Origin of the sequence: Sporosarcina jeotgali (assembly GCF_033304595.1) — a bacterium.
GTDB lineage: Bacteria > Bacillota > Bacilli > Bacillales_A > Planococcaceae > Sporosarcina > Sporosarcina jeotgali.
The window spans coordinates 320,863-344,082 of the sequence record NZ_CP116341.1 but is presented as its reverse complement, the minus strand read 5'-3'; the positions used below and the strand labels follow the sequence as shown (position 1 = coordinate 344,082).

25 protein-coding genes are annotated in these 23,220 nt (G+C 46.2%); 1 reads left to right on the top strand and 24 read right to left on the bottom strand.

The window, feature by feature from the left end; all coding sequences use genetic code 11:
- Nucleotides 1-16 precede the first annotated feature (16 nt).
- The 5 genes from PGH26_RS01740 to PGH26_RS01720 form a co-directional block, all read right to left on the bottom strand.
- Nucleotides 17-553, bottom strand: coding sequence for a F0F1 ATP synthase subunit delta (locus tag PGH26_RS01740; protein WP_323692316.1), 537 nt, complete (start codon nucleotides 551-553; stop codon nucleotides 17-19).
- Nucleotides 550-1,101, bottom strand: coding sequence for a F0F1 ATP synthase subunit B (gene atpF, locus PGH26_RS01735; protein WP_431312512.1), 552 nt, complete (start codon nucleotides 1,099-1,101; stop codon nucleotides 550-552). The genes PGH26_RS01740 and atpF overlap by 4 nt, the downstream gene beginning before the upstream one ends.
- 256 nt (nucleotides 1,102-1,357) lie before the next feature.
- Nucleotides 1,358-1,582 carry a F0F1 ATP synthase subunit C gene (gene atpE / locus PGH26_RS01730; protein ID WP_116019578.1) on the bottom strand — a complete coding sequence of 75 codons (225 nt, stop codon included), beginning with the start codon at nucleotides 1,580-1,582 and terminating at the stop codon, nucleotides 1,358-1,360.
- A 64-nt stretch (nucleotides 1,583-1,646) separates the two neighbouring features.
- Nucleotides 1,647-2,357, bottom strand: a complete 711-nt coding sequence (gene atpB / locus PGH26_RS01725; protein ID WP_323692315.1) for a F0F1 ATP synthase subunit A — start codon at nucleotides 2,355-2,357, stop codon at nucleotides 1,647-1,649.
- A 29-nt stretch (nucleotides 2,358-2,386) separates the two neighbouring features.
- Nucleotides 2,387-2,758 carry an ATP synthase subunit I gene (locus PGH26_RS01720; protein WP_323692314.1) on the bottom strand — a complete coding sequence of 124 codons (372 nt, stop codon included), beginning with the start codon at nucleotides 2,756-2,758 and terminating at the stop codon, nucleotides 2,387-2,389.
- Between the two features lie 927 nt (nucleotides 2,759-3,685).
- Between PGH26_RS01720 and PGH26_RS01715 the strand changes: the two genes are divergently transcribed.
- Entirely contained in the window at nucleotides 3,686-5,146 is a 1,461-nt protein-coding gene (locus PGH26_RS01715; protein ID WP_323692313.1) for an IS1182 family transposase, read from the top strand.
- A 145-nt stretch (nucleotides 5,147-5,291) separates the two neighbouring features.
- Here PGH26_RS01715 and wecB read toward each other — a convergent pair whose 3' ends face one another.
- The 19 genes from wecB to PGH26_RS01620 form a co-directional block, all read right to left on the bottom strand.
- Nucleotides 5,292-6,392, bottom strand: a complete 1,101-nt coding sequence (wecB, locus tag PGH26_RS01710; RefSeq protein WP_431312528.1) for a non-hydrolyzing UDP-N-acetylglucosamine 2-epimerase — start codon at nucleotides 6,390-6,392, stop codon at nucleotides 5,292-5,294.
- A gap of 41 nt (nucleotides 6,393-6,433) precedes the next feature.
- A complete protein-coding gene (upp, locus tag PGH26_RS01705; RefSeq protein WP_323692311.1) occupies nucleotides 6,434-7,063 on the bottom strand; it encodes a uracil phosphoribosyltransferase in 630 nt (209 codons plus the stop codon).
- 521 nt (nucleotides 7,064-7,584) lie between these two features.
- Complete coding sequence (gene glyA, locus PGH26_RS01700) at nucleotides 7,585-8,838, bottom strand: serine hydroxymethyltransferase (RefSeq protein ID WP_323692310.1); 1,254 nt, start codon at nucleotides 8,836-8,838, stop codon at nucleotides 7,585-7,587.
- A gap of 58 nt (nucleotides 8,839-8,896) precedes the next feature.
- Complete coding sequence (locus PGH26_RS01695) at nucleotides 8,897-9,442, bottom strand: TIGR01440 family protein (RefSeq protein ID WP_323692309.1); 546 nt, start codon at nucleotides 9,440-9,442, stop codon at nucleotides 8,897-8,899.
- A gap of 17 nt (nucleotides 9,443-9,459) precedes the next feature.
- Nucleotides 9,460-9,900, bottom strand: coding sequence for a ribose 5-phosphate isomerase B (rpiB, locus tag PGH26_RS01690; protein ID WP_323692308.1), 441 nt, complete (start codon nucleotides 9,898-9,900; stop codon nucleotides 9,460-9,462).
- Nucleotides 9,901-10,073: 173 nt separating this feature from the next.
- Nucleotides 10,074-11,366, bottom strand: coding sequence for a methyl-accepting chemotaxis protein (locus PGH26_RS01685; RefSeq protein ID WP_323692307.1), 1,293 nt, complete (start codon nucleotides 11,364-11,366; stop codon nucleotides 10,074-10,076).
- Complete coding sequence (locus PGH26_RS01680) at nucleotides 11,366-11,806, bottom strand: low molecular weight protein arginine phosphatase (RefSeq protein ID WP_323692306.1); 441 nt, start codon at nucleotides 11,804-11,806, stop codon at nucleotides 11,366-11,368. Before PGH26_RS01680 ends, PGH26_RS01685 begins: the two co-directional genes overlap by 1 nt.
- 54 nt (nucleotides 11,807-11,860) lie before the next feature.
- Nucleotides 11,861-12,358 (bottom strand): manganese efflux pump MntP, encoded by a 498-nt coding sequence (locus PGH26_RS01675; protein WP_323693445.1) that lies wholly within the window; start codon nucleotides 12,356-12,358, stop codon nucleotides 11,861-11,863.
- Between the two features lie 75 nt (nucleotides 12,359-12,433).
- Entirely contained in the window at nucleotides 12,434-13,495 is a 1,062-nt protein-coding gene (locus tag PGH26_RS01670) for an L-threonylcarbamoyladenylate synthase (protein WP_323692305.1), read from the bottom strand.
- 60 nt (nucleotides 13,496-13,555) lie between these two features.
- The gene (locus PGH26_RS01665; RefSeq protein WP_323692304.1) at nucleotides 13,556-14,140 is read right to left on the bottom strand and encodes a stage II sporulation protein R; all 585 of its coding nucleotides are present in this window, start codon (nucleotides 14,138-14,140) and stop codon (nucleotides 13,556-13,558) included.
- Between the two features lie 47 nt (nucleotides 14,141-14,187).
- On the bottom strand, nucleotides 14,188-15,039 hold the full coding sequence (prmC, locus tag PGH26_RS01660; protein ID WP_323692303.1) for a peptide chain release factor N(5)-glutamine methyltransferase: 852 nt from the start codon (nucleotides 15,037-15,039) through the stop codon (nucleotides 14,188-14,190).
- Nucleotides 15,032-16,108 (bottom strand): peptide chain release factor 1, encoded by a 1,077-nt coding sequence (gene prfA / locus PGH26_RS01655; RefSeq protein ID WP_323692302.1) that lies wholly within the window; start codon nucleotides 16,106-16,108, stop codon nucleotides 15,032-15,034. The genes prmC and prfA overlap by 8 nt, the downstream gene beginning before the upstream one ends.
- Before the next feature lie 162 nt (nucleotides 16,109-16,270).
- A complete protein-coding gene (locus PGH26_RS01650; RefSeq protein WP_323692301.1) occupies nucleotides 16,271-16,873 on the bottom strand; it encodes a thymidine kinase in 603 nt (200 codons plus the stop codon).
- 101 nt (nucleotides 16,874-16,974) lie between these two features.
- Nucleotides 16,975-17,187, bottom strand: a complete 213-nt coding sequence (rpmE, locus tag PGH26_RS01645; RefSeq protein ID WP_323692300.1) for a 50S ribosomal protein L31 — start codon at nucleotides 17,185-17,187, stop codon at nucleotides 16,975-16,977.
- A 648-nt stretch (nucleotides 17,188-17,835) separates the two neighbouring features.
- Nucleotides 17,836-19,119: a transcription termination factor Rho gene (rho, locus tag PGH26_RS01640; RefSeq protein ID WP_323692299.1), complete on the bottom strand. Its 1,284-nt coding sequence runs from the start codon at nucleotides 19,117-19,119 to the stop codon at nucleotides 17,836-17,838.
- A 112-nt stretch (nucleotides 19,120-19,231) separates the two neighbouring features.
- A complete protein-coding gene (glpX, locus tag PGH26_RS01635) occupies nucleotides 19,232-20,197 on the bottom strand; it encodes a class II fructose-bisphosphatase (protein ID WP_323692298.1) in 966 nt (321 codons plus the stop codon).
- A gap of 98 nt (nucleotides 20,198-20,295) precedes the next feature.
- A complete protein-coding gene (gene murA / locus PGH26_RS01630; protein ID WP_323692297.1) occupies nucleotides 20,296-21,579 on the bottom strand; it encodes a UDP-N-acetylglucosamine 1-carboxyvinyltransferase in 1,284 nt (427 codons plus the stop codon).
- Nucleotides 21,580-21,598: 19 nt separating this feature from the next.
- Complete coding sequence (fsa, locus tag PGH26_RS01625) at nucleotides 21,599-22,246, bottom strand: fructose-6-phosphate aldolase (protein WP_323692296.1); 648 nt, start codon at nucleotides 22,244-22,246, stop codon at nucleotides 21,599-21,601.
- A 106-nt stretch (nucleotides 22,247-22,352) separates the two neighbouring features.
- Nucleotides 22,353-23,210: a class II fructose-bisphosphate aldolase gene (locus tag PGH26_RS01620; RefSeq protein ID WP_323692295.1), complete on the bottom strand. Its 858-nt coding sequence runs from the start codon at nucleotides 23,208-23,210 to the stop codon at nucleotides 22,353-22,355.
- Nucleotides 23,211-23,220 lie beyond the last annotated feature (10 nt).

Below are 23,220 nucleotides of genomic sequence, written 5' to 3'. Positions count from 1 at the left end.
CTCATCTTTCAAGATTTTAACCAATCAACGTACGCTCCAGCTTAGCAAGTTTGCTGCTAATGCTGCTGTCGAAGATTTGGTTTCCGATCTGAAGGCGGATGCCTCCGATCAATTTCGGTTCAATAATTGTTTGAATCTGAAGCGACTGTTTGCCGACTTTGTGAGCAAACGCGCTGGAAATTGCTGTTTCTTCCTGTTCAGTTAATGGACGTGTTGCATAAACTGTCGCTTCCGCAACACCCGATGCATCGTTTGCTAACTGGTGGAAGTCTTCGAGAACGTCGCTAAGTTCATCCATACGGTCCGCATCAAGCATCACGTACAGTGCATTGAGTAATAACTCTTGTGCACCCGGCAGGACATTAGCAATCAATTCACGTTTTTTGATCAATGACAGTTGTGGTAAGCTCATAAGCTCCCCGAAGTCTTTGTTGCCGTCGAGTGCTGCTTGGAGCTCTCGAACGTCAGTGTGGACTGCGAGCAAGACGCCTTGTTCCTGAGCTGCTTTGAACAGCCCAGTTGCATAACGTTCCGCTACGATAGAACGGCTCATCGGCCTTCCCCTGCCTTCACAATCGTTTCTTCGATCAATGCGCGGTTATCCTCCTCGGATACTTCTTTACCGAGTACTTTAGTCGCTGCCATGATTGAAAGAGATACGAATTCTTCGCGGACAGCCGCGATTGCTTTTTCTCTCTCTGTTGCGATTTCGAGCGCTGCGTTTTCTTTCATACGACCCACTTCTGCGCGTGTCGTTTGAATGAGTTCCTCACGCTGTGCTTCGCCTTGCTTCTTCGCGTTTTCAACGATGACTAACGCGTTTGTATGTGCTTCTTTTAAAAGAGCACGCTGCTCTTCTAACAATTTCTGTGAGTCTAGACGACTTTGTTCAGCCGCTTCGATTTCATTTGCAATCATCTCAGCACGCTGATCCATAATCCCCATCAACGGTCCCCATGCGAATTTCTTCAAAAGAAGCATGAGAATTGTGAAGAAGACCACTGTTGCAATGATATCACCTAAGTTCAGCCGTTGGTTCAGGCTGGATAAGAATCCTGAGTCAGCATTGCTTGACAAAAGGACGAAGGTATCCAAAAACACGATTGTTTCACTCCCTTCAAAAACTTACGTCTGATCTACAAACGTTCTGGTTAGAATGATTAGTTCGAGCATAGACATGCCCGATATCCGATGACATAAACGAATGGCGAAGGATACATCTTTTTCCATTCTTCGCCATTGTTTAACGTTCTTATAAAGTGGTTAGATAATAGAAGGAGTCATACAGGCTGGCAAGACCGCATTGCAGCCCAGGCCCTATCCGTTTCATTAACTACCTGGATTGAATCTGTGTAAATTACTTGTTCATAACGATGAAAGCGATAACTGTAGCGATGATTGGCAAAGCCTCAACCAATGCAACACCGATGAACATTGTTGTTTGAAGAACGCCGCGTGCTTCCGGCTGGCGAGCAATCCCCTCAACTGTCTTTGAAACGATTAATCCGTTACCGATACCAGCGCCGAGTGCGCCAAGACCAACTGCGATAGCTGCTGCTAATAGACCTAATGAACCTGTCATAGTGTTATTTCCTCCTAGTATTGTTTGGTTTGGCCGTGCAAGTTCCCGCGTGCGGGATTTATGTTTAGTGGTCAGTGGACACTTTGTGTGCCATGTAAACCATCGTCAACATAACGAAAATGAATGCCTGGATTGCTCCGATGAAAATCGAGAACCCTTGCCAAGCGAGTGCAGGAATGATTGCTCCAACAAAGCCGCCGATGCTGCCGGCTGCAAGTGTTGCAAGAAGTCCAATCAGGATTTCCCCCGCAAAGATGTTACCGTAAAGACGCAGACCGAGTGTCAGCGTGTTTGCGAATTCTTCAATGATTTTCAGCGGTGCCAGGAATGGCATCGGCTGAAGGTATGACTTGAAATATCCTTTAGCACCGAGCATCTTTACTCCATAGAAATGCGTCAAGATAATAACAGTCGCTGCCAGCGTCATCGTAATGACTGGATCTGCTGTAGGTGATTTCCACCAAAGTTCTCCATCCCATGATATTGAGAAGGGCAGCCCTAGCATATTGGCAACAAATACGAACATGATAAGCGTGATGCCGAGTACGTGGAAACGGCCGCCTGTTTTCCAGTCCATGTTGTTTTTAATAATGCCCTTAACGAAGTCCATGATCCATTCCATGAAGTTCTGCATGCCCGTCGGTTTCATCTGCATTCTGCGTGTAGACAGCACAGCGATGATGAACACGATGAGACAGGTAATAAAGAGCATCATAATGTTAGCCGGGTTAAAGCTTATACCGAAGAGATCAATATTCGGATTTTTATGTTCCACGTTTCGTTCACCTCCCTTTTGTGACCAGTTTAAGATTGATGCTTCACATGATAAAAGATCCTATCAACCAGCAATAGGGCATATGGAATCATCAAACCAATCACAGTACTGATCAGATTGAAGTATTCTGGCATCGACATCGCGATGGCGGCCGCAGCCACTCCGGAAGCGAAACGCAATCCCGAACCGAGCGAAACCTTTTTGCCCTGATCCAGTTTCTTGTCGAATTGTTCCATTCTGCGGATAAGTATCCAAAAATTATACAATCCGAAGATTAATCCCAGCAAAAGACCAGCAAAAATCTCCTTCGCTCCCGTAAAGGCCCAGCCTAAAATCAGCAATGCGAGCAAAAAAAATAGAGCTCTCTTTTGCCTTGCGAAAATTTCCTGCATTGTCTGCATGGTAGGTGAGTCTCCTATTACGATAAGTTTAGTTAGAAACTGAAACGCCCGGCTTTTGGTTTAGAAGCCGAACAGCGAGCGGGTTCGCAGGTTGGTACGCGTTGGCTTGTCCGAGATGCACGGCAACCACTTACTGATCAGATGTCTCGGAAAGGTTCCGGACGAAGATGGTAAGAAAAGTGCCGCCTGCTTGGCGTTCACCAGGACACGTTGTCCAACGTATCGCACAGATGCCCAACAATTCAAGTGCGATAGGCTACGAGTGATGATAGAACTTAGCCAAAAAATCAAGCGGTTTCAGCTGATTTATCTATGTATAAACCCTATCATTATTACCCTCTGTAAGCATACAATAGCGGTATTTTGATGTCAATTGATTCCCGTGAAATTCTTCACATACTATTAGCACTGTCAAACAATCGTCACACTTTCATAGGATTTTGCCGTATTTCTAAAATTTAGGGATTCCCCTTGCTTTTCCGTGTGAATTTTCACAACAGGTATCGTGCGATAACACTTGCAGATTTAGATTTTCAGCATATTTGAAGTACTTCTCTCTTATTTTCCTTACTTGTACTGTTTGAGAGAACTATAGAAATAGAAAAAGCAGAGGGTTTTCAGAGGCCACTGAAAAAGTCCATTAATAGTTGGTTAAGCGTAGGAGACTGTTGATTTGCGCTCCAGGCGGACGCTTTCCGAGGGGCTTGATTTCAGCCTCCTCGTCGCTTCGCTTCTGCGGGGTCTTCAATCTTCGCTGATCCCTCCGGAGTCGCCGCCTTCCGCTCCAATCAACGGGCGTTGTCATTCACCCATAAAGGATGACCAGTGGTACATTCTTAAATATAGCGAGCTCATCATCCGTGAAACGAGTGATGAGCTCTTTGCGTTTGTTGTATAATAAATGTATTACATTCAGGTGGTGTCCCCATGATCTCTAACCAAGAAACCTTACAACTCAGTCCTTATATGGCAATCTACGATCTCGTTGTCCCCGCGGACAATACGCTTCGTCAAATTAATGAACTGGTTGATTTCACATTCATTCTCGAGGAATTAAAAAGTAAGTATTGCCTGGTGAACGGACGTAATGCCGTGCCACCCATTCGCATGTTCAAATACCTCCTGTTAAAATCAATCTTTGATTTGTCGGACGTGGATATAGTAGACCGTTCAAGATATGATATGTCCTTTAAATACTTCTTGGACATGGCACCGGAAGAGGGTGTGATCGATCCTAGTTCATTGACGAAGTTCCGTAGACTCCGTCTTCAAGATGCGGGGTTATTGGACATGCTCATTTATAAGACGATCGAGATTGCACTGGAAAAGAACCTGATCCAAAGTAAACACATCATTGTGGATGCCACCCATACTAAATCGCGTTATAACCAAAAATCACCGAAAGAATTTCTAACGGAGAAATCGAAAAATGTACGAAAAGCAGTCTATCAAATTGATGAATCCATGAAAGATAAGTTTCCTGAAAAGGCTTCCTCTGACGAAGTGCAGGATGAACTAGACTATTGCCGAGAAGTCATCTCCGTCATTGAAAAGGAAGAACATATTGCACGAATTCCTGCTGTTCAGGAAAAATTGAATGTGTTGAAGGAAGTAGTTGAGGATTATGAAGAAGGGCTTACGTTCTCAGCGGATCCAGATGCCCGAGTCGGACATAAAACAGCGGACACCTCTTTCTTTGGTTATAAAACTCATATTGCGATGAACGACGAACGCCTGATTACGGCTGCGATTGTCACAACTGGTGAAAGAAGTGATGGGAAATATCTACAGGAATTAATCGTGAAGAGTCAAAACACAGGAATGGAAATCGATACGGTCATTGGAGATGCCGCGTATTCAGGAAAAAATAATATTCAGTATGCAAAAGAAAATGAGCTTCAATTGGTTTCTAAATTACATCCTTTTATCACGCATGGCACCCGAACAAAAGAAGAGGAATTTGAATTTAATAAAGATGCCGGCATGTACGTCTGTAAAGCTGGGCATATGGCAATTCGAAAGGCACGGACCGGAACAAAAAAACTCAGGACCAATAAAATGCAAACTTATTATTTTGATGTAGAAAAGTGTAAGGTTTGTCCATTCCGCGAAGGCTGTTATAAAGAAGGAGCGAAAAGCAAGACCTATTCTGTCTCCATTAAGTCAACAGAACACAAGGAACAAGAAGAGTTTCAAAATAGTGAGGAATTTAAGGAGAAAGCGAAATCTCGCTACAAAATCGAAGCGAAAAATAGTGAATTGAAAAATCGACACGGGTATGATGTTGCCACATACCGGGGTTTATTTGGCATGCAGATGCAAGGAGCCCTATCGATTTTCGCTGTCAATCTTAAACGAATTATCACCTTAATGAAGGAAGCGCAGTAAGAAAAATTAAAGGAAGAGGCACCATTTCGTTCAATTTCGAACGAAATGGTGCCTCTTTTTTGTTTTTACAACCTGCTAGCTTAAAAAACGCAAGTTTTTCAGTGGCCTCTTTTCAGTCTCTGCTTTTTCACTGACTTTTATACAATTAATTTTGTTCGTTTAAATATTTTTTCAAAGCTTCTACGATTCGTTCGGATGCGTGGCCGTCTCCGTATGGATTGGACGCTTTCGCCATCGAATCGTAGGCGGTTTGGTTAGATAGAAGTTCATCTGCTAAGTTGAAGATCGTCTCTTCGTCCGTTCCCGCTAATTTGAGTGTTCCAGCATCGATTCCTTCCGGCCGTTCTGTCGTGTCGCGAAGGACGATAACCGGTTTGCCGAGTGAAGGGGCTTCTTCTTGGATGCCGCCCGAATCCGTTAAGATGATATGCGAACGTGCCGCAAAGTTATGGAAATCCACAACTTCGAGCGGTTCGATCAAATGAATCCGGTCGTTATTTCCGAGCAATTCATCCGCAACTTCACGGACTGCAGGGTTCATGTGGACTGGGTAGATCACTTGAATGTCTCCGTGTTTTTCGAGCAGGCGGTTAATCGCACGGAACATATTGCGCATCGGGTCCCCTAAATTTTCGCGGCGGTGTGCTGTCAGTAAGACAAGCCGGTCAGTTCCGAGCTTTTCAAAAATCGGATGCGTGTACGCGTCATCGACAGTTGTATGCAGCGCATCGATCGCCGTATTCCCCGTGATGTAGATCCGGTTTTCCGGCTTCCCTTCATTAATAAGGTTTTGCGCCGACTTTTCTGTTGGTGAGAAATGAAGGTCTGCAATGACGCCCGTCAGCTGACGATTCATCTCCTCCGGATATGGAGAGTACTTGTCCCATGTACGAAGACCCGCTTCGACGTGTCCGACTGCGATTTTGTTATAAAATGCTGCCAGACTGCCGACGAATGTCGTTGCCGTGTCACCGTGAACGAGTACGATATCGGGCTGTGCTTCTTTCATAATTCCGTCAAGGCCTTCAAGTCCGCGAGTTGCGACATCGATAAGAGTTTGACGGTCTTTCATAATATTCAGGTCGAAGTCAGGTGTGATCCCGAATGTTTTCAGCACTTGGTCCAACATTTCACGGTGCTGAGCCGTTACAGTCACAATCGATTCGATTTCGTCTTCATGCTTTTGCAGTTCGAGAACGAGCGGAGCCATTTTAATGGCTTCCGGACGCGTTCCGAAAATAGTCATTACTTTCCATTTGCGTTTCAAACTGTTCACGCCTTCCCCAATTATTTGGTTCCGAACAAACGGTCCCCGGCATCGCCGAGTCCAGGTACGATGTATCCGTGATCGTTCAGTTTTTCATCAAGTGCTGCGATGTAAACGTCTACGTCAGGGTGTGCATCTGTAAATACTTTTACGCCTTCAGGTGCTGCGATCAGACACATGAATTTGATGTGTTTTGCTCCGCGCTTTTTCAATGAATTGACGGCTTCTACTGCTGTTCCGCCTGTCGCAAGCATTGGATCGACGACGATCAATTCACGTTCTGATACGTCAGAAGGCAATTTCACGAAATATTCGTGCGGCTGCAAAGTATCCGGATCGCGGAATAAACCGACGTGTCCTACTCTTGCTGCCGGGATCAGTTTTAGAATCCCATCTACCATTCCAATTCCTGCGCGCAGAATTGGCACGATTCCAAGTTTTTTCCCTGCAAGTACGTTCGATTTCGCCATGCAAACCGGCGTTTCAACGTCTACTTCTTGAAGGGGGAGCTCCCGTGTAATTTCAAAAGCCATTAATGTCGCAACTTCGTCCACGAGTTCGCGGAATTCTTTGGTTCCTGTGTTTACATCGCGGATGAATGTAAGTTTGTGCTGGATGAGCGGGTGATCGAATACGTGTACTTTAGCCATTAGAATCGCTCCTTTTACTTAGTCCAATACAGTATACCAGAATGATGCCGCCAACGGTTGTCTGGTGCGAAGTTTGGAATTTCCGGAACATTTACACGGTTGTGCTGTGCAGCTTTTGCGTTGTTGATCACTTATAGCGGATTGTCAGACACTCATCACAGGTTCTTCATCACTAAGTGCACTTTACCAATCAACTCTTTGTATTTCTTCATCAGTTAGCGGAGTTTCTCGATAACGGAACACAATTCAACTGCATTAAGGGATTAATTGGTGGCGCTTCGCTTGTTGAGGGATGGGCTATTCCAACAGCTCGGGTGGAATCGGCCAGATGGCGGATAGTATCAGACACTTTCTGTAATGAATCGGACACTTGGCGTGAAGTATCGGCCAGATTCTGCGAACAATCGGTCATGTGAGCGAATTAATCAGCCAACGCACACAATTCATCTATGTCAAAAGGACTCATCAGCTTTCCCTCACCAAAAAAACCGCCATCACAAGGATGGCGGCCAGGCTGTCAATTACGCATACAGCGCGTGCTGGTCTGTTAGTGTTTTAACGCGTTGCTTTGCTTCTTCTTTCACAGCATCGTCTTCGTGGTTTTTCAAAAGTTTCGCGATAATCGCGCCGACTTCTTTCATGTCGTCTTCTTTGAAACCGCGGGATGTTACTGCTGGTGTACCGATTCGGATACCTGAAGTGATGAACGGGCTTTCTTTATCGAATGGTACTGTATTTTTGTTGACGGTGATTCCGCATTCGTCCAACACGTGCTCTGCAACTTTTCCTGTTAAGCCTAAGCTCGTCAAGTTCAATAGAAGCAAGTGGTTGTCCGTTCCGCCAGAAACGATGTCGATGCCTTCAGCGACAAGAGTTTCGCCAAGAGCGACTGCATTCTTTTTCACTTGCTGAATGTACGTCTTGAAATCAGGACGCAACGCTTCGCCAAATGCCACTGCTTTCGCTGAAATGACGTGCATCAATGGACCGCCTTGAACACCCGGGAAGATCGTTTTGTCGATCTTTTTGCCGTATTGCTCAGCAAACTCTTCATTAATCAAAATGAGTCCGCCGCGTGGTCCGCGTAATGTTTTGTGTGTTGTCGTTGTCACGAAATGTGCGTATGGTATTGGGCTGTTGTGTTCTCCGACTGCAACAAGTCCGGCGATGTGCGCCATGTCTACCATTAAGAATGCGCCGACTTCATCCGCAATTTCACGGAACTTCTTGAAATCGATTTCGCGCGGGTATGCACTTGCGCCTGCTACGATCATCTTCGGCTTGTGTTCAAGTGCTTTTTGACGAACGTCTTCGTAGTCGATCCGCTCGTCTGTTTCACTCACGCCGTAGTCTACAAAGTTGTACAGCTTACCCGAGAAGTTCACTGGGCTGCCGTGTGTCAAGTGACCGCCGTGAGAAAGGTTCATTCCAAGAACCGTATCGCCTGGCTCTAACACTGTGAAGTAGACTGCCATGTTTGCTTGTGCTCCTGAGTGAGCTTGAACGTTTGCATACGCTGCGCCAAATAGCTCTTTTGCCCGGTCGCGTGCGATATTTTCAACGACATCGACGTGTTCGCAGCCGCCATAGTAGCGCTTGCCCGGATAGCCTTCAGCGTATTTGTTCGTCAAGTAGGAACCTTGTGCTTCCATGACCGCTTCAGAGACAAAGTTTTCTGATGCAATCAATTCGATGTTAGCGTTCTGTCGATTCTTTTCTGCCATTATTGCTTCATAAACAGCACTATCTTCGCGTTTCACATTGCTCAAATCCATGTTCATTTCCCCTTTAGCGTCTATTAGTCTTACTACCCTCAAAGCTTGATGCTTTGAGTTATTCGTACTGCGCTCGAACACCGCCGATCAGTTTCGGGCGAGTGGTTGCGCAGGTAACGACAGCTTCACCAATCTGTTTAACGGATGTGCGGATCGGGACTGCAACCGGTTTCAATTGCATGCCGATTAACGTTTGTCCGATGTCGATGCCGGCGTTTGCACGGACGGACTCAACGACGACTGCATCCTCTAGATGTTCGAATGCATACGCGGACATTGAACCGCCTGCAGTCCGGACGGGTACGACAGAAACGGGTTCAAGTGCAAACTTTTCCGCCGTTTTCCGCTCGATTGTGAGAGCACGGTTAATGTGCTCGCACCCTTGAAAAGCAAGATGCAACTGATGCGTTTTCGCAAATTGAGCGAGGGGTCCATAGAGTGATTCCGCTACTTCGAGCGCACCCGCTGTACCAATTCGCTTGCCTGCCACTTCAGAAGTGGAACAGCCTACGACAAATAAAGTTCCTGGTACCGGCGTGGCTTGCTCGGCAAATTCTGCAAGTGTTTGTTCCAGCTGCAATCTCCATAAGATATACGCATCCATGTCACACCCTCACTTTCTTAGTTGTTTTCGAGTTCCATCAGTTTTTCAATCCGGCGCTCATGACGGCCGCCTTCGAAAGGTGTTTCCAGCCACGTTTGGACAATCTCGCGTGCGAGGCCGGGACCGATTACTCGTTCCCCCATCGCCAAAACGTTCGAATCGTTATGGCCTCTCGTCGCTTTCGCGCTGAATACGTCATGAACGAGTGCACAGCGAATTCCATTTACTTTATTGGCCGCTATCGACATGCCGATACCGGTACCGCAAATTAGGATGCCTTTATCGAATTCACCGGAAGCGACGCCTTTTGTTACAGGTGCAGCGTAATCCGGGTAATCGACAGACTGACCAGATTCCGGGCCAAAGTCTTCAAATTCAATTGTCAGTTCTGTTAATAGCTGTTTAATTTCATGGCGCAAGTTGTTCCCGCCATGATCGGAAGAAATCGCGACTTTCATGTGCGTCCCTCTTTTCTTAATATACTTACAACTAATTCTATCATTGTTCCCCAGAAAAACACAGTGCGAAGTAATGTGAGAGATTGTTCTATTTTTCGAAGAGCAGCTAAGATCGATTTCCTGTGTAAACAGGCATTTATTCCATACAAAAAGCCGGCACATGGCCGACTTTTTCATTGAGACGTATCAAATTGGCGGATCACATCATAAAGAGCTTCTGACTGCCCTTTGAGTTCGCTTGCCAAGACGCTTGTTTGTTCAATTGAATGCGCTTGTTCTTCAGTCGCTGCTTGTACTTCTTCTGCACCTGCTGAAGTTTCCTCTGCAATCGCTGCGACTTCTTGCGACTGATGAGCGGTTTGTTCAATTTTGCTGAGCTGATGTTCCACTAGCTCCGTGATACCCGTGATGGAACCTGCCATACCGGTAACTGTCGTCGCCATCGCAATGATACTTTTGTTGGTTTCATCTGCTCGTCCAGCTTCTTGAGCTGCGGTTTTCACTTGCGCTTCCATTTCTTTCACGACTTTCGTGACGTCTGATTGGATTGTACTTACGAGTCCGCCAATCATTTGAACCGACTTCGCACTTTCATCTGCAAGAACACGCACTTCTTCAGCTACGACTGCGAACCCTTTTCCGTGTTCTCCTGCTCGCGCTGCCTCAATGGAAGCATTCAGTGCAAGCAAGTTCGTCTGATCTGCAATGTTGCCAACGAGCTGAACGATTTCACCAATCTTTTGCGCGTTTCGATCGAGATCCCGGATGGTTGTAAGGGACTCTTCGCTTTGTGTGGACATTTCACGGATACCGCCTACAAGTGTCCGGTATGCATCCGTTGTCCGTTTCAATTCAGCGAGCATGTCGTTCGACTGCTTGGACGACTGGTCTGCGCGATCATTCACATCTGAAGCAAGGGAACGAATGTCTTCCATCGCTTCTGCCGTTTCCTGGATTGCAATCGCTGACGCTTCTGCCCCCGATGAAATTTCAATAATTGTTGAAGCAATTGCATCCGCTTGACTGGAAGCGGATCCTGTTTCGTTGTGCAATATATCTACAGAGCGTGATGTTTTTTCAAAGTTGGTTTCAATCTGCCCGACAATGCCGCGCAAATTGACAACGACTTGCTGGAACGCTTCTGCAACCGAGCGGATTTCATCAGACGAATTCGGCAATTCGATGTCCGTCCCGATTTTCCCATCCGCGATTCGCATCGCTTCTGATTCAAGCCGCTGAAGCGGTTTCGTTAAAATTGTGCTGAAAAGCGCTGCGAGTACAGCAGACCAAAAAATCCCCATCCCATATGTCATAATTCCGAACCACATCGTATTTGCATCCGGGAAAAATTGAGGCTGTAAAATGTTGATGAACACCGCACTTGTCGAATACGTTACAATCGCTAGAATTGTAACGAATATGACGAGTTTCCACTTCAATCCGAACTTTTTCTTTGTCTCTGTCATCACTGTTCCCCCATTAACTTGCGCGCTAGCACATCAATCTGATCGGACAACTCTTCAAACGTCTGTTGATAAACTTCAAGATTTCCACCATACGGATCCTGCACATCGTATTGCGCCGCTCCTGTGTACTCTTTTAAGGTCATGATCTTGCCGGATTCCTTTGGAGCAGCAATTCGCAGCATTTCCCGGTGGGCTGCTGTCATTGTAAGAATAAGATCCGCCCACTCTAAATCTTCTTCTGTAAAGCGCCGGGACACTGGCGTTACCGGCATTCCATGTTCCTGTAATAAATTAAAGGAATAACTGGAAATGGGTGCGCCATCTGTTGCATAAAGACCCGCAGAGCGTACCGAAACGCCTTCTAGCTGCTTCGATTTTAAAATTCCTTCCGCAAGCGGACTTCTACATGTATTTCCTGTACAAATAAAGCAAATATTCATCACGATCACCTATCTTCATCATAACCGATTCGTCCTGAAATCGAAACAGTTATTTTAAGAAATCCATGACAATATCCCCATGCCAATTAAGACAAGACCCGCAAATCGTCTCAAAACTAATCTAGAACGCGGCGTCATTGTTAAGTTTGCGCGCAGAGCAAAGTAGGAAAGAACTAAAGACATCAATCCGGTTGAGACAATAAACAGCCATTTATCTAAATGCATTAATCCAAAAGACATGCTTACTGAAAATCCATCTAAACTGACTGCAACAGCAATCAGGAGGGGACCGGTTACTTTGGATTCTCCTGAGTCATCCTCTTGCAGTACCATATGTAAGCCAATCAGTCCCAGCAATATACTGGAGAGGATCCCGCTCCATTCCGAGAATAGTTGTGCAGAAAATTCTCCTGCCATAAATCCAAGCAGCGGAAACGCTACATTTAAGAACGCTGTCCACAAGGCAATCAGCCATTTCCTTTTTCGAACGTGCAGCAATGTGTAGATGACGAGGATATCGATTGTCGTCACGCCAGCCGCAATGATTTCCACCAATAGAAGAACCTCCCCGATTTTTGCGCCAGTCCATCTTATGCGGCGCCCGGGAAGGCCATTCATGAAAGTTCGTTAATCTGTTTTCATATTGGATGATTCGATTGTATAGTCCGTAAACTGTTTTCCGTCCGCCGCTTTTTTTAAACGGTTCATGACAGCGATCCCCATTCCTTCTGAAGGAGTTTCCACCGCCAAAATTACATCCGCATCGGTTTCATCGCAATTGCGAAGGGCATCATATAGATGTGCCGCCAGCTGACTGGGATCGGCATGCGCACCTGTTGCAAAATACCAGGCAGGCTTGTCCGTTTTCAATTCATCCGGTCCAATGATTGCAACTTTCTTCCCTTCATTCATAAGATGTTGCACAGCTCGTTCAATCTGATTCTGGTCCGGTTCAATGAGCCACACTGGAGCATCTGGAGAGTAATGCTTGTATTTCATGCCCGGCGCACGCGGAGCTTCCGATTCTTCCACACGAGTTTCCGATCGAACAGGACCGATGACAGACTCGATCATTTCAACAGTGATGCCGCCAGGACGCAAAATAGCAGGAGGCGTTGAGGTCATATCGATGACCGTCGACTCCACTCCTACGCCTGTTGCACCGCCATCTAAAATGAATGGAATTCTTCCATCTAAGTCGCGTGCGACGTGACTCGCTTTCGTCGGACTCGGTTTGCCGCTTCGGTTTGCACTCGGCGCTGCAAGAGGTCCGCCCAGCAGACGCAGCAATTTCAGCGCAACGGGATGATCCGGCATACGCAGTCCGACAGTCCCTCTCCCAACCGTCACATTTTCCGCAATGACGCCAGGCTTTTCATTGAAAATCAACGTTAACGGACCCGGCCAAAATGCATCCATCAATTTATGCGCAGTTTCAGGGATTTCTGCTGCATACGTGTTCACTTCTTCTTTCGTTCCTATATGTACAATCAATGGATTGTCTGAGGGGCGTCCTTTTGCTTCAAAAATTTGTTTGGTCGCATCTGGATCGGTTGCGAGTGCACCAAGTCCATATACCGTTTCTGTCGGAAATGCTACAAGACCTCCATTTCGCAAACAATCCACAGTTTGTTGATAACTATAATCGTTATCCACACCTTTATCCACTTCCAACGTCTGAGTGTTCATAATCTCATCCTCCTTTTCACCGCTTTCAGTAAAGTTATCCACAGAATCCAGTGGATATCCTCATTCGAACCAAGAAGTTATCCACTCCCAGACGAAGAATTTCACTTCTTCTTCACTCTCTACTGTCTCTTCTTCCGGGTAACATACTTTCGGAAAAATGGAACACCACCAGTTTGCTCCACGCCCGCTTCCGATTGTTAATACATACGCTTCATATACGTCTTGCGGATAAATTTCGAATCCAACGCGCTTCGCTGGAAACAGTGCATTTTTCCGCTCAAGAGTAACTGTACGATCTGATGCATGCAAGGCAGCAGCTGCAAGCATCTCCGCTTCCAGACCTTCCAGCTCGCTTAGCAATTGCTCTTCAGTAGCTGAACGCGCAATTGCACCCGCAATCATCGGTTCAATTGCCTGCTGAATACGGATTTTAACGGCTTGATCGGCTGGAGCATCTGAGTGTGCGAGGATACGATAGCGAATCGGTTCCTCACTCGTGTGTTCTTGAAAGAGTGTAAGAATTGCTTGAAGCATAACTAGTATTAATAGAAATTCTATGAGAGCTATCGCTTTTTTTCTCCATTTATGGGTCGGTGCAGTTGTCAATATCGGCTGTTGTGCGAACTGTGGATAATCTGGTAACATGTCATCCCCTCCTAACCTTCATTGTTGACAGGTTCGAAAGAGTTTATTCACTGAATCTCACAAAATATCATTCGGTCTTTCCCATTCATATCTTGAACGACTTCAACCTCGCTTGTCGGAAAAGCATTTTGGAAGAGTCGTTTCACAGCTTCGCCTTGCAGATAGCCTATTTCCAAGCCTATCAAACCCGGTTTCTTCATGAGTGCAGGAAGTGTTTCAGCAAGCTTTCGATAGAGTACGAGACCGTTTTCATCTGCAAAAAGCGCGTTGTGGGGTTCGTGATCGAGTACTGTTGAAGACATGGAAGACGCTTCGTCCAGTCCAATATAAGGAGGGTTGGATAAAACAACATCCCACTTGCCGTTTGCTAACGGCTGCGCTAAATCCCCTTGCAAAAAAGTGATTCTCGCATGGTTCCGCTCTGCATTTCTTCGCGCAACGTTAAGTGCCGCTTCGCTAATATCAGTTGCAGTCACGTTCGCTTCAGGAGATTCGAGCTGGAACGTCACTGCAATTGCACCGCTTCCTGTCCCGATATCCGCAACTTGAATTGGATTATTTCCAAATAACTTGACGGTACGATGCAAAGCGCCTTGAACAAGTTCTTCCGTTTCAGGCCTCGGGATCAGTACATCTTTTGATACAATGAACGATCTGCCGTAAAACCATTCTTCTCCAATGATGTGCTGAATCGGTTTTCCTGTTAACAACTCCGCTGACAGATCATCGAATTGAAGTGACTGATGCTCGGTAAGCGGTTCTCGCAGGTCCGCAAGCAGCGACGCACGGGATTTTTGCGTCACATGCTCGAGCAGTAAAAACGCTGCGTTGACGTCCAGTTGTTGTTCCGCAAGCTGCGCCTCTAAAGATTTTAACGCGTGGTGGATCGTATTAGTCATTGGCTTCCACACTTTCTAACCGGCGTGCCTGGTCTTCCAGCGTGAGCGCCTCGATTAATTCATCCATTTTCCCTTCGATGATCTGATCCAGCTTTTGAATGGTGAATCCAATGCGGTGATCCGTGACACGGTTTTGCGGGAAGTTGTACGTACGAATCCGTTCAGAGCGATCACCTGTACCGACTGCGGATTTACGTTTTTCATCGTATTCCGCTTGTGCTTCGGAATGGAATTTATCATACACCCGGGCACGCAAGACTTTCATCGCTTTCTCTTTGTTTTTGATTTGTGATTTTTCATCCTGAATTGAGACTGTAATGCCTGTAGGCAAGTGCGTGAGCCGGACCGCTGACATCGTCGTGTTGACAGATTGACCGCCCGGACCTGATGATGCGAAGGTATCGGTTCTGATATCTTTGTCGTGCAGCTCAATTTCGACTTCTTCCGTTTCAGGCAAGACCGCGACTGTAGCGGTAGATGTATGGATGCGGCCGCCTGACTCCGTTTCCGGCACTCGCTGAACGCGGTGAGCGCCATTTTCAAATTTCAGTTTGGAGAATGCTCCATTTCCGCTGACCATGAAAATGATTTCCTTGAAACCGCCCAGTTCAGTTGGCGCAGCGTCCATCACTTCAATTTTCCAGTGATTCAATTCTGCGAACCGGCTATACATGCGGTAAAGTTTTGCAGCAAATAATGCCGCTTCATCCCCGCCTGCGGCACCTCGGATTTCCATAATCACGTTTTTGCTGTCGTTCGGGTCTTTCGGTACAAGCAATAATTTAAGACGGTCTTCCAGCGTTTCAATTGTTGCCGAAAGTTCAGAGAGCTCAGCTTTGATTAATTCTTCCATCTCAGCATCTGCAGATTCTTCGAGCATTTCTTTCGCATCACGTTTTGCTTCCGTTGCTTGTTTATATTCACGATAAGCATCCACAGTTTCCTGCAGATCCGATTGTTCTTTGGAATACGTACGAAGTTTGTTTAAGTCGCTGACAACGTCAGGGTCACTCAGCAACTCGTTTAGCTTATCGTATCTGTCTTCAACGGCTTGGAGTCTGTCATACATAATCGATTCACCTCTAATTAGTTTGGTCTTAGTATTATTGTACGGTATTGGGGCGCGCAAATATACAGTGCATGCGCTGCTATCCAAGACCGCGGAAAATTTTCTTTTGGATAAAGCAATAAAGAGACAATCTGCCAGGCAGCTTGTCTCTTCAGCATGTTGTTATTTTGCGTTCGGCTGGATGGAAACACCTTTTGGAACGTCATGATGCATACGGCATCTCGGTTCGTACGCTTCAGAGGCGCCGACCAGAATAATCGGATCGTCAAAGCCCGCGGGTTTCCCGTTGATGAGCCGCTGTGTCCGACTTGAAGGGGAACCGCAAATCGTACAGACCGCTTGAAGTTTCGTGACGATTTCTGCAATCGCCATCAATCTAGGCATCGGGCCGAAGGGCTCACCGCGGAAGTCTTGGTCCAGACCCGCCACGATGACACGGAATCCGTGGTTTGCCAAGTCCATAACCGTATCGACAATTCCGTCATCAAAAAACTGTGCTTCGTCAATCGCGATGACGTCACAGTCATCGGTCACTTGTGCAGCAATGTCGGCTGAACATGCAACAGGCATGGCGATCACGGTTGTCCCATTATGGCTGACGACCGCTTCTTCACTGTACCGGTTGTCGAGTTCGGGTTTGAAGACAGCAATTTTTTGCTTGGCAAATTGAGAGCGGCGGATTCTGCGAATGAGTTCTTCCGATTTCCCGGAGAACATACTCCCACAAATGACTTCAACCCATCCGCCTTGCATGGAAACGTACATGGTGAATCCCCTTTCGTCTATCTGAAAAATAAGGATAAATGCTCGTTAAACTAAAATTCCCGCCCGGCGCAATGCACCGGACGGGAACTCGAAAGCTGTTCTTACTTGCCTTCTTCTTTGATGCCATATTTCTTGTTGAAGCGGTCGACACGGCCGTCCGCTGCAGCAAATTTCTGACGTCCAGTGTAGAATGGGTGGCATTCTGAACAAACTTCTACTTTAATGTCTTCTTTGACAGAACCTGTTTCGAATGTGTTACCACATGAACATGAAACAGTTGATAGTTTGTAATCCGGGTGAATTCCTGCTTTCATCGGTCTCTCTCCTCTCGCCCTGGACCATCTGGTACAGAGTTTTTATTCTGGTCGGCTTTCGCCTTTCCAGTAAAAGACAGATGCCTTACACGGCCCGTGTATGTCAGCCGTATATGAATCATATGAGTTAATTTTAGCAAATTGTGTGGATGTGTGCAAGGTTTTTGTTTGAGAAATTTGGTGATTGCTTATTGTTTTTGAACGACACAGTTTGGGGATTAGTTTCTGCTAAAGAAAAAGTTCTTGAGCATGGGGATTTCGCTCATAAATCCCGGAAAATGATCATAAAAACGTTATTTCGCTCATAAACGCGTGAATGTGATCATAAATCCCGAATTCCGCTCATAACTTCAGAAAAGTGATCATAACCTAAAAATGGCGCTCATAAATCTTCTAAAACGCTCATAAACTTGCTGACGAAAGTTCTAATCGTCGAATTCCTATTTAATTTCCCTGTTTAGAAACGAAAAGCAGGCAGCCATTTGTTGGCCGCCTGCTTTTGGGGTTATCATCTAGCCGCCTTCGCTTTCATTTCATCCAGCTCCGGCGGCTAGTCCCTCGGGGTCGTTTCGGTCTTTTAGTAAAGGCAAAGTTCGCCTTTTCTTCAAGTCCTCCAACGCCTGTCGGGACTCCCGAGCCGCCTTCGCTTTAGAGTAACCCTTTACCGTTTGTTTGGTTTTTCATGTCGCCGTTTAGTTTATCAAAGAATTCGGCGTTGGATTTGGATTGACGGAGTTTCTTTAGGAACCGCTCCCCGAAGTCATGTGCGTCGGAGAAGGTTTTTCGGATCGCCCATAGTTTTTCAAGCTGGTTTGCAGGGACGAGGAGTTCTTCTTTCCGTGTACCTGAGCGACGGATGTCGATGGCTGGGAAGATTCTGCGTTCTGCGAGTGTACGATCTAAGTGCAGTTCCATGTTGCCAGTACCTTTGAATTCCTCGTAGATGACTTCGTCCATTCTTGAGCCCGTGTCGATGAGGGCTGTTGCGAGAATGGTCAAACTGCCGCCTTCTTCCAAGTTTCGGGCTGCACCGAAGAATCGTTTCGGACGGTGGAATGCCGCTGGATCGATTCCTCCGGATAATGTGCGTCCGCTTGGCGGAATAATGAGGTTGTACGCTCGTGCTAAACGAGTGATCGAGTCCATGAGAATGACGACATCGCGTTTGTGTTCAACGAGTCGCATTGCCCGCTCCAGCACTAATTCTGCCACTTTCACGTGGTTTTCAGGGACTTCATCAAAAGTCGAACTGACGACATCCGCATTCACCGAACGCTCGATGTCCGTTACTTCCTCGGGACGTTCGTCGATGAGCAGGACGATGAGTTCTGCATCCGGATGGTTCGTAGTGATAGCATTTGCAATCTCTTTCAAGAGCATCGTTTTACCTGCTTTAGGCGGTGCCACGATCAAACCGCGCTGCCCGAATCCGACTGGTGATACTAAGTCCATGATTCTCGTGGATAGATTGCTTGACACCGTTTCCAGCTTAATATGCCGCGTCGGATAAAGCGGCGTCAATGCCGGGAAATGCACACGCTCTCTTGCAACTTCTGGGTTTTGTCCGTTAACCGCTTCTACTTGTAAAAGTCCGTAATATCGTTCGTTTTCTTTTGGCGGGCGCACTTTTCCTGTTACTTTATCGCCGTTGCGCAAGTCGAATCGACGGATTTGGGAAGCTGAAATGTAGATGTCTTCAGAACTTGAGGAGTAGTTGATCGGCCGTAAGAAACCATACCCTTCGGATTGAATGATTTCGAGAACACCTTCCATGAAGAAGAAGCCTTCTTGTTCAGCGCGTGATTTCAGTATGGAAAAGATCAGTTCTTTTTTAGTCAGTTTGCTGTAATAGCTGATTTTGAACTGCTTGGCCAGTGCATAAAGCTCTTTGAGCGTCATGTTTTCCAAGTCAGCTAGGGTTATCATTGTCATTATTGGCACCACTCTTTTAAAGTTTAGGATTTCTATGTTTTGGGGGTGCAGCGAATGCTGCCGGGGTACAAAAGAATTGCCCGGCTGAAGCGCCGGGCAATTTAGAGGTTACTCAGTCTTTCATCACAAGATGAGGTTTTTTGTCCATGCTATGACGTCCTTCAACAAAACGGATCGTACCGGACTTCGAACGCATTACAAGTGAATGTGTTTTAGAATGGCCGCCTGTGAATTGCACGCCGCGAAGGAGCTCGCCATCTGTCACACCAGTTGCTGCAAAGATTGCGTCGTCCCCTTTCACGAGGTCGTCCATGTAAAGAACTTTGTCCACATCGATGCCCATCTTAACGCAGCGCTCACGTTCAGCATCATTCATAGGAATAAGTTTTCCTTGAATTTCTCCGCCAAGACATTTCAATCCTACCGCTGCAATAACACCTTCTGGCGCTCCGCCAAGTCCGAAAAGAATGTCGACGCCGGTACCTTCGAATGCTGTGTTGATCGCACCCGCTACGTCTCCATCGTTAATAAGCTTGATGCGGGCACCCGCAGCACGAATTTCAGCGATGATGTCTGCATGACGTTCGCGATTTAATACGGTTGCTGTGATTTCATTCAATTTCATGTTTTTTGCTTTTGCAACAGCATTCAAGTTGTCTGTTACTGACGCATTGATGTCAATTTTACCGACACACTCAGGGCCCACTGCAATTTTGTCCATATACATATCAGGAGCATTCAGGAGATTTCCTTTGTCCGCGATAGCGAGAACAGCAAGTGCGTTCCAACCGCCCGATGCTACGATGTTTGTCCCTTCAAGCGGATCGACCGCAACGTCTACGAAAGGTCCAGTACCTGTTCCAAGCTCTTCTCCAATGTACAACATTGGCGCTTCGTCCATTTCACCTTCACCAATCACAACGACACCTTGCATCGGAATTGTATCAAACACCGTGCGCATTGCTGTTGTTGCTGCGTCATCCGCTTCGTTTTTCAAACCTCGTCCCATCCAGTGCGATGCGGCAACTGCCGCTGCCTCTGTCACACGTACAAGTTCCATCGATAAACTGCGTTCCATCTCTAGAATTCCTCCCGTTTTCTGCTAGTTGCAGATTGTGTAACTGTCTCAATCGTTCGCTCTATTATAGCACACGATTGAATAAGCACTAAACTGTTTTATGAATTGCTTTGAGCTTCATCTTCATCAGGAACTTCCACTTTTTGAATGGAAGCGCCGAGACCGCGCAGTTTTTCGATTAATCCGCCATAGCCCCGTTCAATATGGGAGATGCCTTGAATTTCAGTTTCCCCTTCAGCAATTAGCCCTGCGATGACAAGCGAAGCGCCTGCACGCAAATCACTTGCTTTCACTTTTGCCGCGTGAAGCGGTGTCGGACCATGAATGATTGCTGATCGTCCTTCAACTTTGCTGCTTGCATTCATTCTGCGCAGCTCATCAATTTGTTTGAATCTGGCAGAATAAATTGTATCTGTAAGCATAGATGCACCTTCAGCCTGAGTAGACAGTACGCAAAACGGTTGCTGCAAGTCTGTTGGGAATCCTGGATAAACCAGTGTTTTCACATCAACTGCTTTAAGCGATTTCGTTTTCGGAATGAAAAGCCTCTCTTCATCCTCTTCAACCACAACACCCATTTCACGGAGTTTCGCGGTTACCGCTTCTACGTGTAACGGGATAACGTTATCAATTGTAACGCCATCTCCTGCAACTGCTGCCATAATCATGAATGTCCCAGCTTCAATGCGGTCAGGAATAATCGTATGACGGGTTCCGCTTAAACTTTCGACGCCCTCGATACGAATCACATTCGTCCCCGCACCTTTAATGTTTGCGCCCATGTTGGACAGCAACGTAGCTACGTCAATGATTTCCGGCTCTTTAGCAGCGTTTTCAATGACTGTTTTACCTTTTGCAAGAACCGCAGCGAGCATAATATTGATTGTCGCCCCGACACTGACGATATCCAGGTAGATTTTAGCACCTTTCAGTTCGTCAGCACGCAGATAGATTGCGCCATGTTCGTTCGTGACTTTAGCTCCAAGTGCTTCGAATCCTTTAATATGCTGATCAATCGGACGCGGTCCTAAATGACAGCCGCCAGGTAATCCGATGACAGCTTTTTTGAACTTCCCGAGCATTGCACCCATTAAGTAGTAAGAGGCACGCAACTTTTTCACGTTGCCATTCGGAAGCGGCATGGAAATCATTTCGGACGGATCGATAGTCATGGTTCCATCTTGAAAATCAACGTTTCCTCCGATATCTTCCAGCAAGTTCTGCAGCGTATGGACATCGGAAATTTCGGGCAATCCTTCTATCGTAACTGGGGAATCCGCTAAAATGGACGCAGGAATCAATGCAACCGCACTGTTTTTCGCTCCGCTAACTTTAATGTTTCCCTTTAGAGGGGTGCCGCCTTGTATTTTATATACTTTCATTTCAATCTCCTTTACACAATCACTTGTTGTCGCGGGCTTCCCAATCCTTTAAGAATTGTTCAATCCCTTTATCTGTCAGTGGATGGCTGAACAGCTGCTGTAATACTTTGAATGGCACTGTTGAAATATGAGCGCCTGCAAGTGCCCCGTTTGTAATTTGCTGCGGGCTGCGAATCGATGCTGCAATAATTTCCGTGTCAATGTTGTGGATGGTAAAGATATCTGCAATTGTCTCAATCAACGCTAACCCGTCTTGACCGATATCATCGAGTCTGCCGATGAACGGAGACACGTATGTAGCTCCGGCACGCGCTGCCATCAATGCTTGGTTTGCACTGAAAATAAGCGTTACGTTGGTTTTAATACCTTCAGCTGCGAAAACTGAACAAGCTTTCAAGCCTTCAGGAGTCATTGGTAATTTTACCGTAATATTCGGCGCGAGCGCTGCAAGTTCACGGCCTTCTTTGATCATTCCTTCAGCATCGAGTGCAATGACTTCAGCACTGACTGAACCTGGAACGAGTGCCGTGATTTCTTTTAACCGGTCGTGGAATGAGATATTCTCTTTCGCTACGAGTGAAGGATTTGTTGTGACTCCAGACAAAATCCCCCAGCTGTGGGCTTCTTTAATTTCTTCAAAATTCGCTGTGTCAATGAAAAATTTCATAGTCCGTGTTCCTCCTTAAAATTGAAAAGGAGGAGATTCATCCGATTACGGGATGTCTCCCCCTATAGGTTTAGTCTAAACGTTCATGCAAGAAACACTGTGTACGTTACGCTTTTTGAGAGCTGCCGAATTCACGCATTTTCCCAACAACAGTTGCTTGAATCGCTTCGCGCATTGGTGTAAGGAATTTACGAGGATCGTAAACTTCTGAATCAGCTGCAAGCACTTCACGTACTTTTTTCGTTCCTTGAATCTGATTTTCTGTATTCACATTAATTTTTGCAGTGCCAAGTGAAATGGAACGCTGGATATCTTTTGTTGGAATTCCAGTGCCGCCATGTAAGACGAGTGGAAGATCCGATTGGTTCGAAATCTCTTCCATTTCTTTGAATCCAAGATTCGGTTCACCTTTATAAGGACCGTGTACAGAACCCAGTGCCGGCGCAAGACAATCGATATTTGTTTCATCGACCAGACGTTTACATTCTGCAGGATCCGCGTACATAACGCCTTCAGCAATTGTATCGTCTTCCTGACCGCCGACTAGACCAAGTTCCGCTTCAACGGAAACATTTTTAGGATGTGCATAATCTACAACTTGCTTTGTAATCGCAATATTTTCTTCGATAGGTTTTGCAGAAGCATCAATCATGACGGATGTAAATCCAGCGTCAATCGCTTCTTTACACTTTTCAAGACTCGATCCATGATCTAGGTGAATTGCTACTGGTACTGTGATTTTATAATCGTGCATAAGTCCTTTTACCATGTGAACGACCGTAGTAAAACCACCCATGTAACGTGCTGCGCCTTCAGATACGCCTAGGATGACTGGGGATTGTTCAGCTTGAGCTGCTTGTAAAATCGCTTGCGTGTACTCCAAGTTGTTCAAGTTGAATTGCCCGATTGCATATCCTTCCCGCTTACCTTTAATCATCATTTCTTTCATTGATACGAGTGCCATGTGCAGTTCC

Bases quoted from the DNA above. Each gene is read 5' to 3' on its own strand.
- PGH26_RS01740 (WP_323692316.1), bottom strand. From the start codon at position 553: ATGAGCCGTTCTATCGTAGCGGAACGTTATGCAACTGGGCTGTTCAAA.
- atpE (WP_116019578.1), bottom strand. From the start codon at position 1,582: ATGACAGGTTCATTAGGTCTATTAGCAGCAGCTATCGCAGTTGGTCTT.
- PGH26_RS01720 (WP_323692314.1), bottom strand. From the start codon at position 2,758: ATGCAGACAATGCAGGAAATTTTCGCAAGGCAAAAGAGAGCTCTATTT.
- PGH26_RS01715 (WP_323692313.1), top strand. From the start codon at position 3,686: ATGATCTCTAACCAAGAAACCTTACAACTCAGTCCTTATATGGCAATC.
- wecB (WP_431312528.1), bottom strand. From the start codon at position 6,392: ATGACTATTTTCGGAACGCGTCCGGAAGCCATTAAAATGGCTCCGCTC.
- upp (WP_323692311.1), bottom strand. From the start codon at position 7,063: ATGGCTAAAGTACACGTATTCGATCACCCGCTCATCCAGCACAAACTT.
- glyA (WP_323692310.1), bottom strand. From the start codon at position 8,838: ATGGATTTGAGCAATGTGAAACGCGAAGATAGTGCTGTTTATGAAGCA.
- PGH26_RS01695 (WP_323692309.1), bottom strand. From the start codon at position 9,442: ATGGATGCGTATATCTTATGGAGATTGCAGCTGGAACAAACACTTGCA.
- rpiB (WP_323692308.1), bottom strand. From the start codon at position 9,900: ATGAAAGTCGCGATTTCTTCCGATCATGGCGGGAACAACTTGCGCCAT.
- PGH26_RS01685 (WP_323692307.1), bottom strand. From the start codon at position 11,366: ATGACAGAGACAAAGAAAAAGTTCGGATTGAAGTGGAAACTCGTCATA.
- PGH26_RS01680 (WP_323692306.1), bottom strand. From the start codon at position 11,806: ATGAATATTTGCTTTATTTGTACAGGAAATACATGTAGAAGTCCGCTT.
- PGH26_RS01670 (WP_323692305.1), bottom strand. From the start codon at position 13,495: ATGAACACTCAGACGTTGGAAGTGGATAAAGGTGTGGATAACGATTAT.
- PGH26_RS01665 (WP_323692304.1), bottom strand. From the start codon at position 14,140: ATGTTACCAGATTATCCACAGTTCGCACAACAGCCGATATTGACAACT.
- prmC (WP_323692303.1), bottom strand. From the start codon at position 15,039: ATGACTAATACGATCCACCACGCGTTAAAATCTTTAGAGGCGCAGCTT.
- prfA (WP_323692302.1), bottom strand. From the start codon at position 16,108: ATGTATGACAGACTCCAAGCCGTTGAAGACAGATACGATAAGCTAAAC.
- PGH26_RS01650 (WP_323692301.1), bottom strand. From the start codon at position 16,873: ATGTACGTTTCCATGCAAGGCGGATGGGTTGAAGTCATTTGTGGGAGT.
- rpmE (WP_323692300.1), bottom strand. From the start codon at position 17,187: ATGAAAGCAGGAATTCACCCGGATTACAAACTATCAACTGTTTCATGT.
- rho (WP_323692299.1), bottom strand. From the start codon at position 19,119: ATGACAATGATAACCCTAGCTGACTTGGAAAACATGACGCTCAAAGAG.
- glpX (WP_323692298.1), bottom strand. From the start codon at position 20,197: ATGGAACGCAGTTTATCGATGGAACTTGTACGTGTGACAGAGGCAGCG.
- murA (WP_323692297.1), bottom strand. From the start codon at position 21,579: ATGAAAGTATATAAAATACAAGGCGGCACCCCTCTAAAGGGAAACATT.
- fsa (WP_323692296.1), bottom strand. From the start codon at position 22,246: ATGAAATTTTTCATTGACACAGCGAATTTTGAAGAAATTAAAGAAGCC.
- PGH26_RS01620 (WP_323692295.1), bottom strand. From the start codon at position 23,210: ATGGCACTCGTATCAATGAAAGAAATGATGATTAAAGGTAAGCGGGAA.